The organism is Thermoanaerobacter uzonensis DSM 18761 (assembly GCF_900129115.1).
GTDB classification, from domain to species: domain Bacteria; phylum Bacillota; class Thermoanaerobacteria; order Thermoanaerobacterales; family Thermoanaerobacteraceae; genus Thermoanaerobacter; species Thermoanaerobacter uzonensis.
The window spans coordinates 217655-235658 of sequence record NZ_FQUR01000008.1 but is presented as its reverse complement, the minus strand read 5'-3'; the positions used below and the strand labels follow the sequence as shown (position 1 = coordinate 235658).

General features: G+C 33.3%; 22 protein-coding genes and 1 riboswitch. All 22 genes read left to right on the top strand.

Annotation, left to right across the window (positions count from 1 at the left end):
* Positions 1 to 42: 42 nt before the first annotated feature.
* The 22 genes from BUB32_RS04530 (at position 43) to aroQ (ending at position 18004) form a co-directional block, all read left to right on the top strand.
* Positions 43 to 1650, top strand: a complete 1608-nt coding sequence (locus tag BUB32_RS04530; RefSeq protein ID WP_072967830.1) for a peptidoglycan D,D-transpeptidase FtsI family protein — start codon at positions 43 to 45, stop codon at positions 1648 to 1650.
* Positions 1651 to 1718: 68 nt separating this feature from the next.
* Positions 1719 to 2414, top strand: coding sequence for an RNA polymerase sporulation sigma factor SigK (gene sigK / locus BUB32_RS04525; protein WP_072967828.1), 696 nt, complete (start codon positions 1719 to 1721; stop codon positions 2412 to 2414).
* 63 nt (positions 2415 to 2477) lie between these two features.
* Positions 2478 to 2978, top strand: coding sequence for a YqeG family HAD IIIA-type phosphatase (locus BUB32_RS04520; RefSeq protein ID WP_072967826.1), 501 nt, complete (start codon positions 2478 to 2480; stop codon positions 2976 to 2978).
* A complete protein-coding gene (gene aroE, locus BUB32_RS04515; RefSeq protein WP_072967824.1) occupies positions 2968 to 3822 on the top strand; it encodes a shikimate dehydrogenase in 855 nt (284 codons plus the stop codon). Before BUB32_RS04520 ends, aroE begins: the two co-directional genes overlap by 11 nt.
* Positions 3823 to 3825: 3 nt before the next feature.
* Positions 3826 to 3909: riboswitch (cyclic di-GMP riboswitch) on the top strand.
* A gap of 26 nt (positions 3910 to 3935) precedes the next feature.
* Positions 3936 to 5612 (top strand): type II secretion system ATPase GspE, encoded by a 1677-nt coding sequence (gene gspE, locus BUB32_RS04510; protein ID WP_072967822.1) that lies wholly within the window; start codon positions 3936 to 3938, stop codon positions 5610 to 5612.
* Between the two features lie 5 nt (positions 5613 to 5617).
* Positions 5618 to 6667, top strand: coding sequence for a type IV pilus twitching motility protein PilT (locus BUB32_RS04505; RefSeq protein ID WP_072967881.1), 1050 nt, complete (start codon positions 5618 to 5620; stop codon positions 6665 to 6667).
* Between the two features lie 10 nt (positions 6668 to 6677).
* Positions 6678 to 7889, top strand: coding sequence for a type II secretion system F family protein (locus BUB32_RS04500; RefSeq protein ID WP_072967820.1), 1212 nt, complete (start codon positions 6678 to 6680; stop codon positions 7887 to 7889).
* A gap of 24 nt (positions 7890 to 7913) precedes the next feature.
* On the top strand, positions 7914 to 8303 hold the full coding sequence (locus BUB32_RS04495) for a type II secretion system protein (RefSeq protein WP_072967819.1): 390 nt from the start codon (positions 7914 to 7916) through the stop codon (positions 8301 to 8303).
* A gap of 47 nt (positions 8304 to 8350) precedes the next feature.
* Positions 8351 to 9109 carry a prepilin peptidase gene (locus BUB32_RS04490; RefSeq protein ID WP_072967817.1) on the top strand — a complete coding sequence of 253 codons (759 nt, stop codon included), beginning with the start codon at positions 8351 to 8353 and terminating at the stop codon, positions 9107 to 9109.
* A gap of 4 nt (positions 9110 to 9113) precedes the next feature.
* The gene (locus BUB32_RS04485) at positions 9114 to 9563 is read left to right on the top strand and encodes a prepilin-type N-terminal cleavage/methylation domain-containing protein (protein WP_072967815.1); all 450 of its coding nucleotides are present in this window, start codon (positions 9114 to 9116) and stop codon (positions 9561 to 9563) included.
* 10 nt (positions 9564 to 9573) lie between these two features.
* Positions 9574 to 10251, top strand: a complete 678-nt coding sequence (locus tag BUB32_RS04480) for a type IV pilus modification PilV family protein (protein ID WP_072967813.1) — start codon at positions 9574 to 9576, stop codon at positions 10249 to 10251.
* On the top strand, positions 10242 to 10706 hold the full coding sequence (locus tag BUB32_RS04475; protein WP_072967811.1) for a PilW family protein: 465 nt from the start codon (positions 10242 to 10244) through the stop codon (positions 10704 to 10706). The genes BUB32_RS04480 and BUB32_RS04475 overlap by 10 nt, the downstream gene beginning before the upstream one ends.
* Positions 10696 to 11229 carry a pilus assembly PilX family protein gene (locus tag BUB32_RS04470; protein WP_072967809.1) on the top strand — a complete coding sequence of 178 codons (534 nt, stop codon included), beginning with the start codon at positions 10696 to 10698 and terminating at the stop codon, positions 11227 to 11229. Before BUB32_RS04475 ends, BUB32_RS04470 begins: the two co-directional genes overlap by 11 nt.
* A gap of 15 nt (positions 11230 to 11244) precedes the next feature.
* On the top strand, positions 11245 to 11505 hold the full coding sequence (locus BUB32_RS04465; RefSeq protein ID WP_003869819.1) for a late competence development ComFB family protein: 261 nt from the start codon (positions 11245 to 11247) through the stop codon (positions 11503 to 11505).
* Positions 11506 to 11515: 10 nt separating this feature from the next.
* On the top strand, positions 11516 to 12475 hold the full coding sequence (gene pilM / locus BUB32_RS04460) for a type IV pilus assembly protein PilM (protein WP_072967807.1): 960 nt from the start codon (positions 11516 to 11518) through the stop codon (positions 12473 to 12475).
* Position 12476: 1 nt separating this feature from the next.
* Positions 12477 to 13010 (top strand): PilN domain-containing protein, encoded by a 534-nt coding sequence (locus BUB32_RS04455; RefSeq protein WP_072967805.1) that lies wholly within the window; start codon positions 12477 to 12479, stop codon positions 13008 to 13010.
* Positions 13011 to 13775 (top strand): type IV pilus inner membrane component PilO, encoded by a 765-nt coding sequence (locus BUB32_RS04450; RefSeq protein ID WP_072967803.1) that lies wholly within the window; start codon positions 13011 to 13013, stop codon positions 13773 to 13775.
* Between the two features lie 13 nt (positions 13776 to 13788).
* Positions 13789 to 14304, top strand: coding sequence for a shikimate kinase (locus tag BUB32_RS04445; RefSeq protein ID WP_072967800.1), 516 nt, complete (start codon positions 13789 to 13791; stop codon positions 14302 to 14304).
* Entirely contained in the window at positions 14301 to 15179 is an 879-nt protein-coding gene (locus BUB32_RS04440; protein WP_072967797.1) for a TIM barrel protein, read from the top strand. Before BUB32_RS04445 ends, BUB32_RS04440 begins: the two co-directional genes overlap by 4 nt.
* Positions 15176 to 16294 carry a glutamate 5-kinase gene (proB, locus tag BUB32_RS04435; RefSeq protein ID WP_072967795.1) on the top strand — a complete coding sequence of 373 codons (1119 nt, stop codon included), beginning with the start codon at positions 15176 to 15178 and terminating at the stop codon, positions 16292 to 16294. The genes BUB32_RS04440 and proB overlap by 4 nt, the downstream gene beginning before the upstream one ends.
* On the top strand, positions 16284 to 17528 hold the full coding sequence (locus BUB32_RS04430; protein WP_072967793.1) for a glutamate-5-semialdehyde dehydrogenase: 1245 nt from the start codon (positions 16284 to 16286) through the stop codon (positions 17526 to 17528). Before proB ends, BUB32_RS04430 begins: the two co-directional genes overlap by 11 nt.
* A 29-nt stretch (positions 17529 to 17557) precedes the next feature.
* Complete coding sequence (gene aroQ / locus BUB32_RS04425) at positions 17558 to 18004, top strand: type II 3-dehydroquinate dehydratase (RefSeq protein WP_072967790.1); 447 nt, start codon at positions 17558 to 17560, stop codon at positions 18002 to 18004.

The window sequence follows — 18004 nt, the reverse complement described above, 5'->3', positions numbered from 1 at the left end:
GCTCCTTTTGGGAATACTTTTTCCTGAAAGGAGCAAAGTTTTATGGAAAATAGGAATTATAGGATTGTTTTTTTGAGGGTAGTTTTGTCAATTTTAATGTTAACATTGATTTTTAGGCTTTTTTACATTCAGATAATCAAAGGAGATTTTTATTCTCAAAAAGCAGTGGAACAAAAAATTAGAAGCTTTAAAATTTTGGAGAGAAGAGGAGAAATATACGACAGGAATATGATTCCTTTTACAGATAGAGAATATAAAGAATATATATTTGCGATACCTAAAATGTTAACTGACAAAGAAAAAGCCGCTAAGGTTATAAGTGAGATTGCTGCAGTAGACTATGAGGATGTATTAAAGTCCCTTCGCAGTGCAAAAGATTATGTGGAATATGAAGTTAAATTTAATTTAGACACCAAATTACCTATAGGCATTTTTAAGTTAGCTTTGCCTCAAAGGTATTCGCAAAATTCTTTAGCAAGACATGTAATTGGGTATGTAGGAGAGAAAAAGATGGGTTTAGAAGATACTTTTGATGGAATTTTAAATAGCAAAAGGGAAGATAGCATTGCAGTGTTTACTGATGGGAATAATACTGATTATATAAAAGGGTTAGGAGTAAGGTTAAAAACTTCTGGAAAAGAAGTTTTGGGGGTAAAAACTACTCTTGATTATCACATACAAAAGGCAGTAGAGAATGTTCTTGACAAGAATATGGTAGATGGAGCAGCAGTGGTATTAGATATAAAAACAGGTGATATACTTGCAATGGCAAGTAGACCTAATTTTGACCAAAATAATATTCAAGCTTATTTAAATAGCTCTAACGAAGAATTTATAAACAAAGCTGTCTCAATGTATCCCCCTGGCTCTATTTTTAAAATTGTAGTAGCTGCTGCAGCGTTAGAATATAATAAAGTGAATTTACAAGATACTTTTTATTGCAGTGGTAGTTATGATATAAATGGAATAATATTTCACGATTACAAAGGAGAAAGTCATGGAGTAATAAACATGGTAAAAGGTTTTGCAGTTTCCTGCAATACTACTTTTATAAAGATTGGGCAAATAACAGGGGCCAAAAATATTTTGGAGATGGCGAGAAAATTTGGAATAGAAAGTGATGATGGTCTGCCAATACCTGAGCAAATAGGGAGATTGCCTAAATTGTCTGATACTTATGGAGCAGGTATTGGGAATTTGTCAATAGGGCAAGGAGATGTGCTGATGACGCCTCTTCAAGCAGCTGATATCGCAGCGACAATTGCTAATAACGGTGTTAGAAATGTTCCACGTTTAGTGACTGCAATAGTTGATGAAGAAGGGAAAGAAATTGAAAAATTGTCTCAAAAAAAGTCTTACAGAGTGATAAGCGAAAAAACAGCCAAAATTTTAAAAGAAATGATGAGAGAAGTGGTTATTGACCAAGAAGGGACAGGGAAAAGGGCTGAGACTACCTATGGTAGTGCTGGTAAAACAGGTTCTGCTGAAGTTAGCAAGGAGCTAAATATATATCATGCTTGGTTTACAGGTTTTGTTCCTTTTGATAAGCCTAAATATGCAATTTCGATTTTTGTAAAGAATGGAGATACTGGAGGAACTAAAGCTGCCCCTCTTTTCAAAGAAATAGCAGAGAAAATAATGAAATATTGATGTACGTGCACTATTTTAAATAAAACACATATAATAGATGTGTAATGCTAAAAAAAGGGGTGGCGGCAATGTGGGAAGTTGTTGTTGCAATTTTGGCATCAATTGTAAAGGAACTCTTAAATCTTGGTTACTTGACAAACACCAACTCTTTTCCCAATCCACTTACTCCAGAAGAAGAAAAGAAATATTTAGAGGCTTATAAAAACGGTGATGAGGAAGCGAGGAATATTTTAATAGAAAGAAACTTAAGGTTGGTAGCTCATGTTGTTAAAAAGTACAGTGGCACAGGTAAAGATATAGATGATTTAATATCTATTGGAACAATAGGGCTTATAAAAGCAATTTCTACTTTTGATTCTTCAAAAGGTACTCATCTTGCCACATATGCAGCTAGATGTATAGAAAATGAAATACTTATGTCTATACGAGCGGAAAAAAAGATGAAAGGAGAGATTTTTCTCCAAGACCCTATTGGTGTTGATAAAGAGGGCAATGAGATATCTTTAATGGATGTCCTTGGCACAGAGGAAGATGAAATATCAGAGCAAGTGGAGAAAAAACTTCAAATTAAAAAATTGTACAGTAAAATGAACAGCGTTTTAAAAAATAGAGAACGGTTAATTATAGAAATGAGATACGGGTTATATAATGGAAAAGTGAGGACTCAAAGAGAAATAGCAAAGATGCTAGGTATATCTCGATCATATGTTTCAAGGATTGAGAAGAAGGCTTTAAATAAGCTTTTTAAAGAGCTTTCTATGTAAAACTGTTTGTATTGACAGTTTATTTTTTTTTATTATATAATTTTAACTAAATGAGGTGAAGATATGTATAAAAAGTTAATTCCTGATATTATAGTGGAAAATATCTATGATATCAATTTAGACTTTTTAAAAGAAAAGGGAATTACCAGTCTTGTCTTAGATATTGACAACACTTTAGTGCCTCAAAAATCAAAATTTCCCGATAAAACGACTATTGAATGGCTTGAAAAAGTAAAAAAAGAAGGATTTAAAATTTGCCTTATTTCAAATAACACTAAAAGAAGAGTGAATGAGTTTAAAGAAAAAGTTGGTGTACCTGGAATAGCTTGGGCTATTAAACCGAGAAAAGGAGCTTTTAAAAAAGCTTTAAAAATTTTAGATGCTAAGCCTAATGAGACTGCCTTAATAGGAGACCAAATATTTACTGATATTTTTGGTGGGAAAAGAGCAGGATTGTACACTATTTTGGTAAAACCTTTATCTCAAGAGGAATTAGGGTGGACTAAGCTTATGAGAAGGGCAGAAAGACACGTACTTAAAAGGATTGAGGAATATGAAAATTAATGCAAATACTAAACTATATGGTCTTATAGGCCATCCTGTAGAACATAGTTTATCGCCTTTAATACATAACTATGCTTTTAATTCTTTAGATTTAAATTGTGTCTACACAGTTTTTGATGTTTTACCGGAAAAGCTTGAAGAAGCGGTAAAAGGAGTAAAAGCTTTAGGAATAAGAGGAGTTAATGTAACTGTCCCTCATAAGGAGAAAATAATTGAATACCTAGATGTGGTCTCAGAAGAAGCATTAAAAATTGGCGCAGTCAATACTGTAGTTAATGAAGAAGGAATATTAAAAGGATATAATACGGATGTTTATGGCTTCATAGATTCATTAATAGAAGCAGGGGAAAAAATTGAAAGAAGAAAAGCGGTTGTTTTAGGAGCTGGTGGAGCTTCTAAGGCTGTTTGTGTCGCACTTGCTTTAGATGGAATAGATTCGATAATAGTTGCTAATAGAAGTGTTGAGAGAGCAAAAGATTTGTCAGAGTACATTAAGAAAGAATTTAAGATTCCATGTGATTACTGCAGTATAAATGAAGTAGAAGAAATACCAGAAATAGACATGCTTGTTAATACTACAAGCGTAGGAATGTATCCAAAGGTTGAAGATTCACCTGTAAGTGAAAAAGTAGTTTCAAAGGCTAAATTTGTCTATGATGTTATATATAATCCTCTTGAAACTGTTTTTTTAAAATATGCTAAAAAAAATGGAATAAAATATTCTAATGGACTTTCTATGTTGGTAAATCAAGCTAATTATTCTTTCAAATTATGGACAGGGGGATTTTTCGACAAAAATTTAGTATACATGCATTTAAAAGAAGGAATTATGAATAATTTGTAGAATATTTTATAAAGAGTAGATGAAGTGAGGCTATATGTGGGCACTTTATGCCTCACGGATACAGTGGTGCAACCGGCTTTATGTCGGCTTTATTATTTTTGGAGGTATATTTTATGGCCAAGAAAAAGCTAGGAGAGCTTTTAGTTGAGGTAGGGCTTATAACAGAAGAACAACTAAAACACGCAATAGAAGTTCAGAATAAAACAGGAGAAAAATTAGGAAAAGTTCTTATTAAATTGGGGTATGTTACAGAAAATCAAATACTAGAGGCTTTAGAATTTCAATTAGGCATTCCACATGTAGATTTGCAAAAATACTATATTGACCCAGATGTGGCAAAATTAATTCCCGAGGCTGTTGCTAAAAGACATACTATTATTCCTATAAAAAAAGATGAAGATGGTGTATTGGTAGCAATGGCAGATCCTCTCAATATCTTTGCTATTGACGATGTAAAAATTTTAACAAAGCAAAATGTAAAACCATTGATTGCTTCTGAAAGTAGCATTCTAAAAGCTATAGATAGAATTTACGGAAGAGAACAGGCAGAGAAAGCAGTCCAAGATTTCAAAAAGGAATTCCAAAGTGAACCTGCGAATGAGCTGCCAAATGAAATTCTGGAAGAAGTGCAAAATGCGCCTGCTGTACGCTTTGTAAATTCTATAATTGAACAGGCAATAAAAAATAGAGCTTCAGATATTCACATTGAACCTACAGAGAAGGACTTGCGAATTCGATTTAGGATAGATGGACAATTAACAGAGGCTATGAGAACTATAAAAAGCACTCATGCTCCAGTGGTAACAAGGATAAAAATAATGGCAAGCATGAATATTGCAGAGAGGAGACTTCCACAGGACGGAAGGTTTGAGTTTGTTTCAAACGAAAAGAATATAGATGTGAGGGTTTCTTCTTTGCCTACTGTTTTTGGAGAAAAATTAGTTTTAAGGCTTTTGGATAAAGAAAATTTCGTGATGACAAAAGAACAGTTGGGCTTTGATGAAAAAGACGTGGCACTTTTTGATAAGCTGATAAAAAGACCTCATGGTATAGTACTTTTGACTGGTCCTACAGGCAGTGGAAAAACCACAACTTTGTACGCCATGTTAAAAGAGCTTAACAAACCTAATATCAATATAATAACTGTTGAAGACCCTGTTGAGTATTCAATAGAAGGAATAAATCAAGTGCAAGTTAATGAAAAAGCAGGTCTTACTTTTGCTACTGCTCTTCGGTCTATTTTAAGACAAGATCCGGATGTCGTCATGATTGGAGAAATTAGGGATACAGAAACTGCAGAGATAGCTATTCGCTCTGCTATAACGGGGCATTTGGTTCTTTCTACTCTGCACACAAATGATGCAGCAGGGGCAGTGACAAGGCTTATTGATATGGGTATAGAGCCTTATCTTGTTTCTTCTGCTGTGGTTGGAGTTATTGCTCAAAGGCTAGCGAGAAAAATATGCGATAATTGTAAAATTTCTTATAAAGCTTCAGAGAGTGAGAAAAAAATACTGGGATTAGAGGAGAAGGAAGACATTACTTTATCCAGAGGAAAAGGATGCCCTGTTTGTAATAAAACAGGATATAGAGGAAGAATTCCTATATATGAGATAATGATTATCACTTCTGATATCAGAGAGCTTATAAACTCTAAAGCTTCTTCTGATGTAATTAAAGAACAAGCGGTGAAAAATGGAATGAAAACTTTAAGGGAAAGTGCCAAAAGACTTGTCTTAGAAGGAAAAACTACAATTGATGAAATGTTACGACTAACGTACGAGGATTGATGCATATGGATACAAAAGGACTTTTAGAATTAGTAGTTGAAAAAAAAGCTTCTGATTTGCATATAACGGTGGGAGTGCCTCCAGTTCTTAGAATTAATGGTTATTTAGAAAAAGTAGAAGGTGAACCTTTCACTCCTGGGCAGACAGAAGAAATAGTGAAAGATTTATTGACAAGTGACCAATTGCGAAAATTAGAGCAAAATGGGGACATTGACTTGTCTTATTCAGTTACAGGATTAGGAAGGTTTAGAATAAATGTCTATAAACAGAGGGGAAGTTATAGTCTTGCAATAAGGTCAGTAGCTTTGCGGATTCCTTCCATAGAAGAATTGGGGCTTCCTCCAATACTTAAAGACTTAGCTTTAAAGACAAGAGGGCTTATACTGGTGACAGGGCCTACAGGTAGTGGTAAATCTACTACGTTAGCTTCAATGGTGGACTGGATAAATTCTAAAAGGACATGCCATATTCTTACCCTTGAAGACCCTATAGAATATTTACATAAACACAACAAAAGCATAGTAAATCAAAGAGAAATTGGGCATGATGCGGCATCTTTCGCTTCTGCTTTAAGGGCTGCTTTAAGGGAAGACCCAGATGTTATATTAGTTGGAGAGATGAGGGATTTAGAAACTATTCAAATTGCCATAACTGCTGCTGAGACAGGCCATCTTGTTTTATCCACTCTTCACACAATAGGAGCTGTAAAGACGATCGATAGGATTATTGATGTTTTTCCTCCCCATCAACAGCAGCAGATAAAAATACAGCTTTCAAATGTTTTAGAGGGAATTATTTCTCAACAGCTTATACCTAAAAAGGACAACACTGGCAGAGTAGTTGCGACAGAAGTGATGATTACTACTCCTGCTATAAGAAATCTCATAAGAGAAGGGAAGACTTTCCAGATACAGTCGGCAGTTCAAACAGGCAGCAAGTTTGGCATGATGACAATGGATATGTCTATTTTACATCTGTTAAAAAGAGGAGTTATTTCTTTGGAGGATGCATTGAACTATTGTGTGGACCAAGAGAATTTTTCTCGCATGATATAGAGGTGATTATATGCCGTTGTATGCATATAGGGCAAGGGATATGGGAGGAAATCTCGTTACAGGGACTTTGGAAGTTGATTCTAAGTCTCAGTGCATTGACGTTTTAAAGCAAAAAAATTATTATATAATTGATATCAAAGAAGAAATTGTAAAACAGGATATATTAGATTTTGGTTCTTTTAAAAAGGTTAAGATAAAAGACATTGCTGTTTTTTGCAGGCAATTTGCTACCTTGATAAATGCAGGTATTACCATAGTGACTGCTTTGGCCACTATGAAGGAACAAGTGGAGAATAAGAGATTAAAAAAAGCTATAAGCGAAGTTTATGAAGAAGTTCAGAAGGGGAAGACTTTATCTGATGCGATGAAAAAACATGGAGAAGTTTTTCCTATGCTTTTGTACAATATGGTGGAAGTAGGAGAAGTAAGTGGTACTTTGGATAAAGTTATGAATGAAATGGCAGACCACTATGAAAAAGAAAATGACCTAAATCAGAAGGTAAAATCTGCCTTGACTTATCCTCTTATTGTATCTGTTGTAGCTGTATTAGTTGTTATTTTTCTTTTGACAAATGTTTTACCTATTTTTGTAGGTATGTTTAAAAATGCTGGAGTCCAGTTGCCTCTTCCTACTCGAATATTAATTGCTATAAGCAGCTCTATATCTCAATATTGGTACTTTTACACAGGAGGAATTTTCCTGATTTCTTATTCGATTTCGAGTTTTTTGAAGACACCTGAAGGAAGGCGCATTTATGATAGAATGCTTTTAAACATGCCAATCTTTGGATCATTGAACAGAAAAATTTTAACTTCGAGATTTACAAGGACTTTAGGGACTTTAATAAACGCAGGAATACCCTTGATTGCGGCGATGGAAGTAGTAGAAAAAGTTGTGGGTAATATAGTAGTAGCAGAGGGACTTAAAAAAGCGCAAGAGGATATAAAAAAAGGCTTACCTCTTTCTGATCCTTTAAAAAGAATTGGCATTTTCCCGCCAATGGTAATTCAGATGATAAGTATTGGTGAAAGTTCAGGTTCATTGGACAGCATATTAAATAAAACTGCGGATTTTTATGACGGAGAAGTGGATACAGCCGTGTCACAAATGACAACTCTTCTAGAGCCTTTAATAATTGTTATACTAGCGACAGTGGTAGGATTTATAGTTATTTCAATTGTCATGCCGCTGTTCCAATTATACAATTTCATAGGCCAGTGATATTGGGAAAGGGGGTGAAAAAGGATGGAATGGTTTGTAAAAGCATTAAACAAGGATGAGAGAGGTTTTACACTAATTGAATTGATTGTTGTCATTGCAATTTTAGGTGTACTGGCAGCCATTGCAGTGCCTCAATTCACAGGGACATTAACTAGTTCTAAAGAAAAAGCTGATAAGGCTTCAGCACAAATTATAGCAGATGCAGCAGCAAGATGGATTCTGGATAAGGGTAGTGATGATAATATCCCTACAGTGGATCAATTATACAATGAACATTATTTAGCTGATAATTACATACCTCAATCTAGCGGAAGCAAATTTGTAATTACTCTTGATAAAAATAATCATAAAGTTCAAGTGTCTATTGATAATGGAGCAATTTTAGCTACTGCTCCATATGAAATAATTAAATAATCCAGGGCACTTTTGTGCCCTTCCTATTATTTTTTTAGGAGGTCATTATGAAAATACTACTTTACATACTCATATTTTTATTCGGCACAATTATAGGAAGTTTTTTAAATGTGGTCATACACAGAGTGCCAAGAAAAGAGTCAATAGTCTATCCTCCTTCTCATTGCCCTAAATGTGGACATGAATTAAAAACTATTGATTTAATGCCTATATTGAGTTATATTTTACTTAAAGGAAGATGTAGGTATTGCGGAGAAAAAATTTCAATAAGGTATCCTGTTGTTGAAGCATTGACTGGAATTGTGTTTTTGATAATTTACTATAAATTTGGTTTAGATTTTAAAGCTTTTTCTTACATGTTTTTAGCTTCTATATTGATTTCAATAAGTTTTATTGATATGGAACACAAAATAGTGCCAAATAAAATAATTATTGCAGGATTTGTAGGTGCTATAATCTTTCGATTGTTAATGTACAATTATGGATTTTTGGATTATGTGTTGGGTTTAGTCTTAGGTGGAGGAATTCTCCTTCTCATCTCTTTAATTTCAAGAGGAGAGATGGGAGGAGGGGACATAAAATTGATGGCTTTAATTGGATTTTTTATAGGATGGAAGCTTACAATTTTAGTGCTTTTCCTTTCTGTAATCATTGGAGCATTAGGAGGAGTTATATTAGTAGCTTTGAAAATTAAAGGAAGAAAAGATTATATTCCTTTTGCACCTTATATTTCTTTTGCATGGTTTATTTCAATTTTGTATGGGTATGAGATTCTTAACTATTATATAAAATTCATAAGAGGTTAAGCTTATGAAAAGAGATGAAGGATTAACTTTAATAGAGCTTGTAACGGTTTTGGCAATTTTTACAGTTATAGTTCTTATAGTTATTCCTTCGACTGACTTTTTTGATACGACGAAGTCAAATATAAGGCTTACTCTGATTGCACGTGAGGTTGTAAATGACTTAAGGTACATACAGCACAAAAGTATTTTCGAAAGAGAAAATTTATATTTTGAAATCAAACCCGATAAGACTGGTTATTACATAAATAGATATGAGGACGATAAAAATATTAAGACAAAGGATTTGCCTAAAGGAATTCTAATAGAGAAAAATATACAAAAAGAAATAAGATTTAATCATATGGGGGTTCCATCTACTGGAGGTTGTACAATAACTTTAAAAAATGACAAAAAAGAAATTTATATAACTTTGCTTCCTGCTACAGGGCGTATTATGATAAAGGGGAATTATTAGGAGTGATTTTATGAAAATTTTAAAGGATAATAAAGGCATGACTTTAATAGAGGTACTTGTCTCAATAGCTATATTTGCAATAGTAGCAATACCTCTTTTGGGTATTTTTAGTCAATCTGCTATAACTTCTGCTAACTCTAAGATAAAGACAAAAGAAGCTACAATTGCACAGACAATTGCAGAAAACATAAAAGCTGGAATTGTAAAGGATAATTCTGATCTGTCAAAAGTAGCAGAGATTTTTGAAGAAGAAGGCTTTTTGCCTTATGTAGAGCAGCATGTCACAGATTCAGGTGATGGACTTTCTCAATATGAAATTAGAGTCAGCAAAGCTGGTTCAAGCACTCCTTTTTATACCCTTTATGTAGTGGCACCTAAAACGGCTATTACAGCTTATACGCCTGTTTATATGCCTTTTTCAGGTGGTTCTAAAGGAAACGTCTTTGATAGAGTAGTAAATTATGTATTGAATTTAATAGCAATAATTGTTATCGCTATATGGACTGCTTTATTCATACTTTTTGTAGTAATACCTGCTTTTGGGTTGGAGTCTATTATAGAAGTTCCTAAACTGGTAAGTACAGTCATCAATTTAATCAATTCAGGAGTGACTAATTTAAAAGCTGTTGCCACAAAAGCGGCAGAAAGTGCAAGACTTACCATTCCATGGTGGTTAAAATGGTGGTAAAAAAAGAGGCGGGCTTTACCCTCATTGAACTAATCGTGACATTGGCTATATTAGGGGTTGTGATAGGGATTTATTCATCTTTATATTATTCAGGATACAAGTCTTTTATAAGTACACAGAATAACGTTGATGTTGAGCAAAATGTCAGATTTGCCATGAATTACATTGTAACTGCCTTAGAAAAGGGGCCTTCTCATGTTACTGTAATTGACAATGGACATGGCATAAACATAGACGGCCTTGTCATAAGGCTAGACAGAAAAAAGCACGCTCTTTATACCAATGGCAATGCAGGGCATGAATTAGCTGTCAAGATTTATGGTTTTAATGTGGCTAAAAAAAGTACGAACATGATAAATATCCAAATAATTGGGCAAAGTGATGATAATGGGTCAAACAGATTTTTCCTCTCTACAGATGTTTTTTTAAGAAAGAGTGATATAAATGGTCAATGAGAGAGGTTCTGCCCTAATATTTACTCTAATGGTGATTTTAATTCTCACAGTCCTTGGGGTTGCTATTTTAGAAGTTACTATTACTAATTATAAAATTTCACATGCCTACGCAAATTCTATTTCTGCTTCATACGCTGCAGAAGCAGCTTTGGATATTGCCAAAAATGAGTTTAATGACCAATTACTTAGTGATTTATCTCAGCGGGCACAAAATATCATAAATAACACTAATGAAAAAATACCAAGAGAATTTTTATATCAAAGCATCTATTCCTTTGTGCAGAACTATCTTCAGGAAAACGTATTTTATAAATATCCTCAATCAGGGTATTTAGGGGATACTGGCCAAAAATACACAATACAAAGTATGACTTTAGATAGCAATTACAATAGGCTTACATATATTATACACATAAATACAACAGGGGAGTACAAAAACATCAAAAAAGAGGGATATGCAGAGCTTATACTTAATCTCGAATCGTCCGACCCACTTACTGTTTCTAAGTGGGAAATAAAATAATGGGAGAGGGTTTTTATGCATCTTAAAAATTACATGGAAGACGCTGTTGACCAAATGATGGATAAGGTTTTGAAAGATTTAGACGTTTGTAAATGCGACAGGTGTAGAATGGACATAAAAGCTTTAGCACTTAACAATTTACCTCCAAAATATGTTGTATCAGAAGAAGGAGAACTATATGTAAAGACAAATGAGTTAGTCAGGCAATTTGAGGTAGACATAATAAAAGCTATAACAATGGCTGCTATTAAAGTGAACAACAATAAGCGCCATTAGGAGGTAAAAAATGCTTGGAATTGAAATAGGGAATTTTAATACAAAATTATTAGTTGGAGAAAAAAAGAATAAATTCTTTGGTAAAAGGTTAATGATAAATACGCCTTCTAATGTAATAACTAATGGTAAAATTATTGATATAAATTCATTGGCAGATGTAATTAATGAGACTTTGAAAAGGAACAATATCAAAGAAAAACAAGTGTGTTTTACTATTTCCAGCTCAAATAATGTAATAAGGGATTTAGAATTGCCACTAATGAAAGAAGAGGAAGTCGAAAAGGCCTTATACTATGAGATTGAGCAATACATTCCTGACTATGAAAATTATGTGATAGATTATAGATATTTACCTAATATTGCGGAGAAAGATAAAATGATTAGAGTACTGATTGCCTCTTCTCCAAAGGATATAATAGAAAAATATGTTAGATTAGCAGAGATGTTAAAATTAAAATTAGAAGCCATTGATATTTATAGCAATTCAATTTATAAAGCTTGTAAAAAGGTGAATTTAGCTGAAGGGATAGTGTCAGTTGTAGATATAGGGGCAGTTGTTACCAATGTGACGGTGATTAATAACGGAAATTACATTTTTAGTAGGAGCATAGAGTTTGGTGGAAATAAAATTACACAAATAATTGCGAATGCCTTTAATATAGATTTTCAAGCAGCAGAAGAATATAAAAGGTCAAAAAAATTTATTGGAGAAGAAAACTATAAGGATATAGAAGATACTATACTTTTATCCTTTTCGGAAATGTTTCAACAGCTAAGTAGAATATTTGACTTTTATTATGCCACATATCATAAAAATATACAAAAAATTATCATGTTAGGTGGTACTTCTAAACTTTTAGGTTTGAGAGAATACGTGGAAGATTATTTTAGGATACCTACTTTTGTGACAGAAACAGAAGATTATTTATACTTTTTACCTGTTTATGGATGCCTTTTAAGGGGGGAATAGGTTGAAGGATATAAACCTCATACCAGCTGAACTAAAGGAACAAAAAATGCGAAGAAAAAAGCAAATATCCCGCCTTTTTTTTGTGTTTGTTTTAGCTACTGTTATTTTTGTCTTAATAGCCTTTCCACTGGTATATATAAATAAATTGTATCAAGACTTAAAATATACAGATAATGAATTAGGTAAATTTAAAGATATTTCGCAGTTGCAGCAAAATGTAAAAAATTTATCTGCTTATATAGAAAAGAAGAAAAGCTTAATAGAAAAATTGAAAAAGCAAAAAGTAGATGCAGTAGGTATATTGCAAAATTTAGCCTTAAATATACCTGAAAAAGTATCTATTGATTCTCTGAAGTATGAAAAAAATATTTTAGAAATAAATGGGCAAGCACTTTCAGAATCTGATATAGCAGCTTTTATGCTTAACCTAAGAAGTATAAGTTATGTAGAAGATGTGAAAGTAGAATCTATAGATTTGACTGATAAAGGACTTTTAAAATATATTTTACAAGTAAAAATCAAGGTGGTATCATAGATGAAGCTTACAAGAAGAGAAAGGGTATTAATTTACTTTGCTGTCATACTCGGATCTTTTGCACTTTATTATCAATATTATTTAACTCCTAAAATTTTGGAAATACGAAATTTATCTATTGAATTAAAAAATAAAAGACAAATTTTAGAACAAGTAACTACTTTAAACAATAAAAATTTAAAAGAAGGTTTAGACAAACAACAAACTCAACTAAAGGAATTAAGCATAATTTTACCAGAAGAAAGGGATATAGAAATTTTTCTTTTTAATTTACAACAAATGATCAATGATACAGGTGTAAAGGCAAAAAGCTTAACTTTTGAAAACCAAGGACAAAGTCAAAAAGAAACTAGTAATGTGAAAAAAGAAGATTTTGTGACAATACCCGTAAATATTACTGTTTCAGGTAATTACGATGAGATTATAGCTTTTCTAAAGGAAATACAAAATTCTAAGAGACTTTGTAATATTCAAAGTTTCTCTATTGAAAAAGACCAAAATCAGCAAAACCTTCTTTTGACTCTACAGATCTTTATTTATTCAATGAAAGACAGTGGTGGTACTTCAATACAGACAGATTTTTCAAAAGGTAAAAATGACCCTTTCAAATCTCTGTATGATAATACCAGAAATGAACAATCGAATAATGTAGTACAGCCTTCTGCTTCTCAATCTCCTCAAAATCTTCAGAACATAGATGTAAATAAAATAATAAATGATACTATAGAAAAAGTTTTGAAAGAGAAAATACCTTCATTGCCTTAGGGAGGAAATATTCATGAAAAACATCGTTTTAACTGGTTTTATGGCTACCGGAAAAACTACTGTTGGCAAAAAAGTAGCTACCACTATGTCCTTCGGTTTTATAGATACGGATAAAATGATTGAAAAAATGGCGAATATGACTGTTTCAGAGATTTTTGAAAAATATGGAGAAGACTATTTTAGGAGATTGGAAAAAGCAGCAGTTAAAAAAGCAGCCCGATTAAAAAATTTTGTCATAGCTACAGGAGGGGGAGTTGTATTAAACCCTTCAAATATTGTACAATTAAGAAAAAATGGTGTAGTAATTTGCTTTGTAGCCAGGCCAGAAATTATATTGAGGAATATAGGAAAGAATAAAGACAGGCCTCTTCTTATGGTGAATAATCCAGAAGAAAAAATAAGACAGCTTCTAAGAGAAAGAGAGCCTTTTTATAGGTTTGCCGACTGCATTATTGATGTGTCCGATATGACAATAGATGAAGTAGCAGAGGAAGTCATAAAGGCTTACATTAGACTTAAGAAAGGATGAGGGGATTGACGATAAAATTTGGACCTTCTGGGAATTCTGACAGTTTTTACAAAGAAGGGCATAAGTCTTCTCTAGAGATGCCTGAATGGCTTTATAACATGGGGCTTGATGCGTATGAATATTCTTTTTCAAGAGGAGTAAAAATTAGCGAAAAAATGGCTAAAGAGCTTAAAGAAAGAGCAGAAAAGTTTAACATCACTATTACTGTTCATGCTCCTTATTATATAAACTTAGCTACTACTGATAAAACCAAAATGGAAAATTCTAAAAGATACTTAATAGATAGTTTAATTGCAGGAAAATGGATGGGGGCTAAAAGGGTAACTTTTCATCCTGGTTCTGCAACAGAAGGGGGGAGAAAAGAGGCTTTAGATAGAGCAAAAAAACTTTTAAAGGAAATTTTAAAAGAAATGGAAGATAAAGAGCTTACTGATATAACCATATGTCCAGAGACAATGGGAAAGAAAAATCAATTAGGTACTTTAGAAGAAGTGATAGAACTTTGCGATGTGGATGAAAGGATTATTCCAACCATAGACTTTGCTCATTTACATGCGAGAGATAATGGAAGGTTTAAGTCTATAGAAGATTATGAAGAGGTTTTGGATATTATTGAAAGGTATCTTGGGAAAGAAAAGGCGAAAAAGATACACGTCCATTTTAGCAGAATTGAATACACAGAGCAGGGAGAAAAAAAGCATTGGACGTTAAATGACACTCAATACGGACCAGAATTTGAACCTTTGGCACAGCTTTTCTATGAAAGAAAGATGGAACCTATTGTCATATGTGAATCGAGAGGAACTATGGCAGAGGATGCTTTGAAACTAAAAGAGATATATCTTAATGTTGCAAAAAGGATGTCGGAAGTATGAGGATTGTGGTAAAAGTTGGTACAAGCACTTTGACATATGAAAATGGTAAATTGAACTTAGAAATAATGGAAAAATTAGTGAGGCAAATTGCTAATTTATCAAACAGAGGTGAAGAAATAGTATTGGTGACCTCTGGAGCAATTGGAGCAGGGATGGGGAAATTAAATTTAAAGGAAAAACCTAAAACTATCCCAGAAAAACAATCCTTAGCAGCTATAGGACAAGGGCTTTTAACTGAAATTTATGAAAAGTTTTTTAATGAATATGGCAAAATTACCGCGCAAGTTCTTTTGACTAAGGAAGATTTTAGCGACAGAAAAAGATATTTAAATGTCAGTTATGCCTTGTCAAACCTACTAAAATGGGGTGTTGTGCCAATAATAAATGAAAATGATACAGTAGCTGTTGATGAAATTAAAATTGGGGACAATGACACTTTAGCGGCGCTGCTTGCTAGTTTGGTTGAGGCTGACCTTTTGATAATTTTGACTGACATTGATGGGCTTTATGATAAAGACCCTCGAATTTATAAAGATGTAAAAATTATAGAAGTCGTAGAAGAATTTTCGGATGAATTGTTTAAAATTGCTGGTAATGCTGGGACAAAAAGAGGAACTGGGGGAATGTATACAAAAATTCAGGCAGCAAAGATATGTTGGAATTCAGGAGTTAAGATGATTATAGCTAATGGGAAAATTGACAATGTATTAAATCGGATAGCAAATGGCGAAAAAATTGGCACTACATTTTTGCCTATGAAAAAGCCAATAAGTAGCAGGAAAGTTTGGATTGCTTTTAATGCGAAAGTGAGCGGAAGACTTTTTATTGATGAAGGGGCAGCGAAAGCTATTATAAAGCATGGGAAAAGCCTATTACCAAGTGGAGTTTTTAAAACTGAAGGGGATTATGATGTAGGAGACTGTGTTGCAGTAGTTGACCATCAAGAAAAAGAGATTGCCAGAGGACTTATTAATTATTCTTCAGAAGAAGTTGAAAAGATAAAAGGTTGTAAAACTCATAATATAGAAAAAATACTAGGTTATAAGTATTATGATGAAGTGATTCATAGGGATAATCTCGTAATACTTGAAAGAGGTGAGAAGTATGGAAGTTGAAGTAAAGGCAAAACAGGCAAAAGCTGCGGCCAGAAGAATGGCTGTGTTGGATGAAAATACAAAAAATTTAGCTTTGAATCATATGGCAGATGCTTTAATAAAAGATATAGGGAAAATACTCGAAGCTAATAAAAAGGATGTTTTAGAGGCTGAAAAAAGAAATATAAAAGCTTCTCTTATAGATAGACTAAAACTTGATGAAAAAAGAATCGAAGCTATGGCAAAAGGATTAAGAGAGATTTCTGCTCTTCCTGACCCTGTAGGAAGTATAGAAAAGATGTGGAAGAGGCCAAATGGACTTCAAATTGGCAAAATGAGAGTGCCAATAGGAGTAATAGGTATAATTTATGAATCTCGCCCGAATGTGACAGCTGATGCGGCAGGTCTTTGTTTGAAATCGGGAAATGCGGTGATTTTAAGGGGAGGAAGTGATGCAATCAATTCTAACATTGAAATTTCTTCTATTCTTGCCAAGGCTGCTTATGAGGTTGGGATTCCTGAAGGGGCAATACAGCTTATAGAAAATACTGATAGAGAAGAAGTAAACCGTATGATGAAGTTAAATGGTCTAATTGACCTCATTATTCCTCGAGGGGGAGCAAGTCTTATAAAAAATGTCATTGAAAATTCTACAGTGCCTGTAATAGAGACAGGAGTAGGCAATTGCCATATTTTTGTAGATGAGACTGCCAAGTTTAATATGGCAAAAGACATCATTGTGAATGCAAAAGTTCAAAGACCAGGGGTATGTAATGCAGTAGAGACAGTTTTGGTTCACAAATCTATTGCAAGGGAATTTTTGCCTTTAATGGTAGAAGAATTAACCTCTTTTGGAGTAGAAATAAGAGGGTGTCAGATTACAAAAGAAATATGTCCTCAAGTTAAAGAGGCTACAGATAAGGATTGGGAAACGGAATATTTAGACCTTATACTGGCTGTAAAAGTTGTAAATGACATAGAAGAAGCCTTAGATCATATTTCGAAGTATTCGAGTGGCCATTCTGAAAGCATTATTACAGAAAATTATGAAAATGCCATGATGTTTTTAAAATCTGTAGATTCAGCTGCTGTGTATGTAAATGCTTCTACTCGCTTTACAGATGGTGGAGAATTTGGTTTTGGTGCAGAGATAGGAATAAGTACACAAAAAATGCATGCAAGAGGGCCAATGGGACTTGAGGAGCTTACCACCTATAAATATGTAATTTTAGGTAGTGGACAAATAAGGAAATAAGGTGTATTATAGTAAAGTGAGGTGAGATTATGAAAAGAGTTTTGATAATTCATGGCCCTAATGTAAATCTGACAGGTAAAAGAGAAAAAGAGGTATATGGAGATATAAATTACGAAGAAATAAATAATCTGATAAAAAGAGAGGCTGCAAAATTAGATATAGCTGTCAAGATTCAACAATCTAATAGTGAAGGAGAAATAATTAATTTTATTCATTCTGCAGAAAACAATTTCGATGCTATAATTATAAATCCTGCAGCTTACACTCATTACAGTTTAGCTATTATGGATGCTATTGCAGCTGTGTCAGTTCCAGTAATAGAAGTTCATATTTCAAATATTTTTGGAAGGGAGGATTACAGGAAGACCTCTGTTACTGCATCTAAGTGTAAAGGTGTGATAACGGGGTTTGGACCTTATAGTTATGTCCTTGCCCTCAATGCAGTTAAGCTTTTAGAAAATTCAATTGGGGGGTAA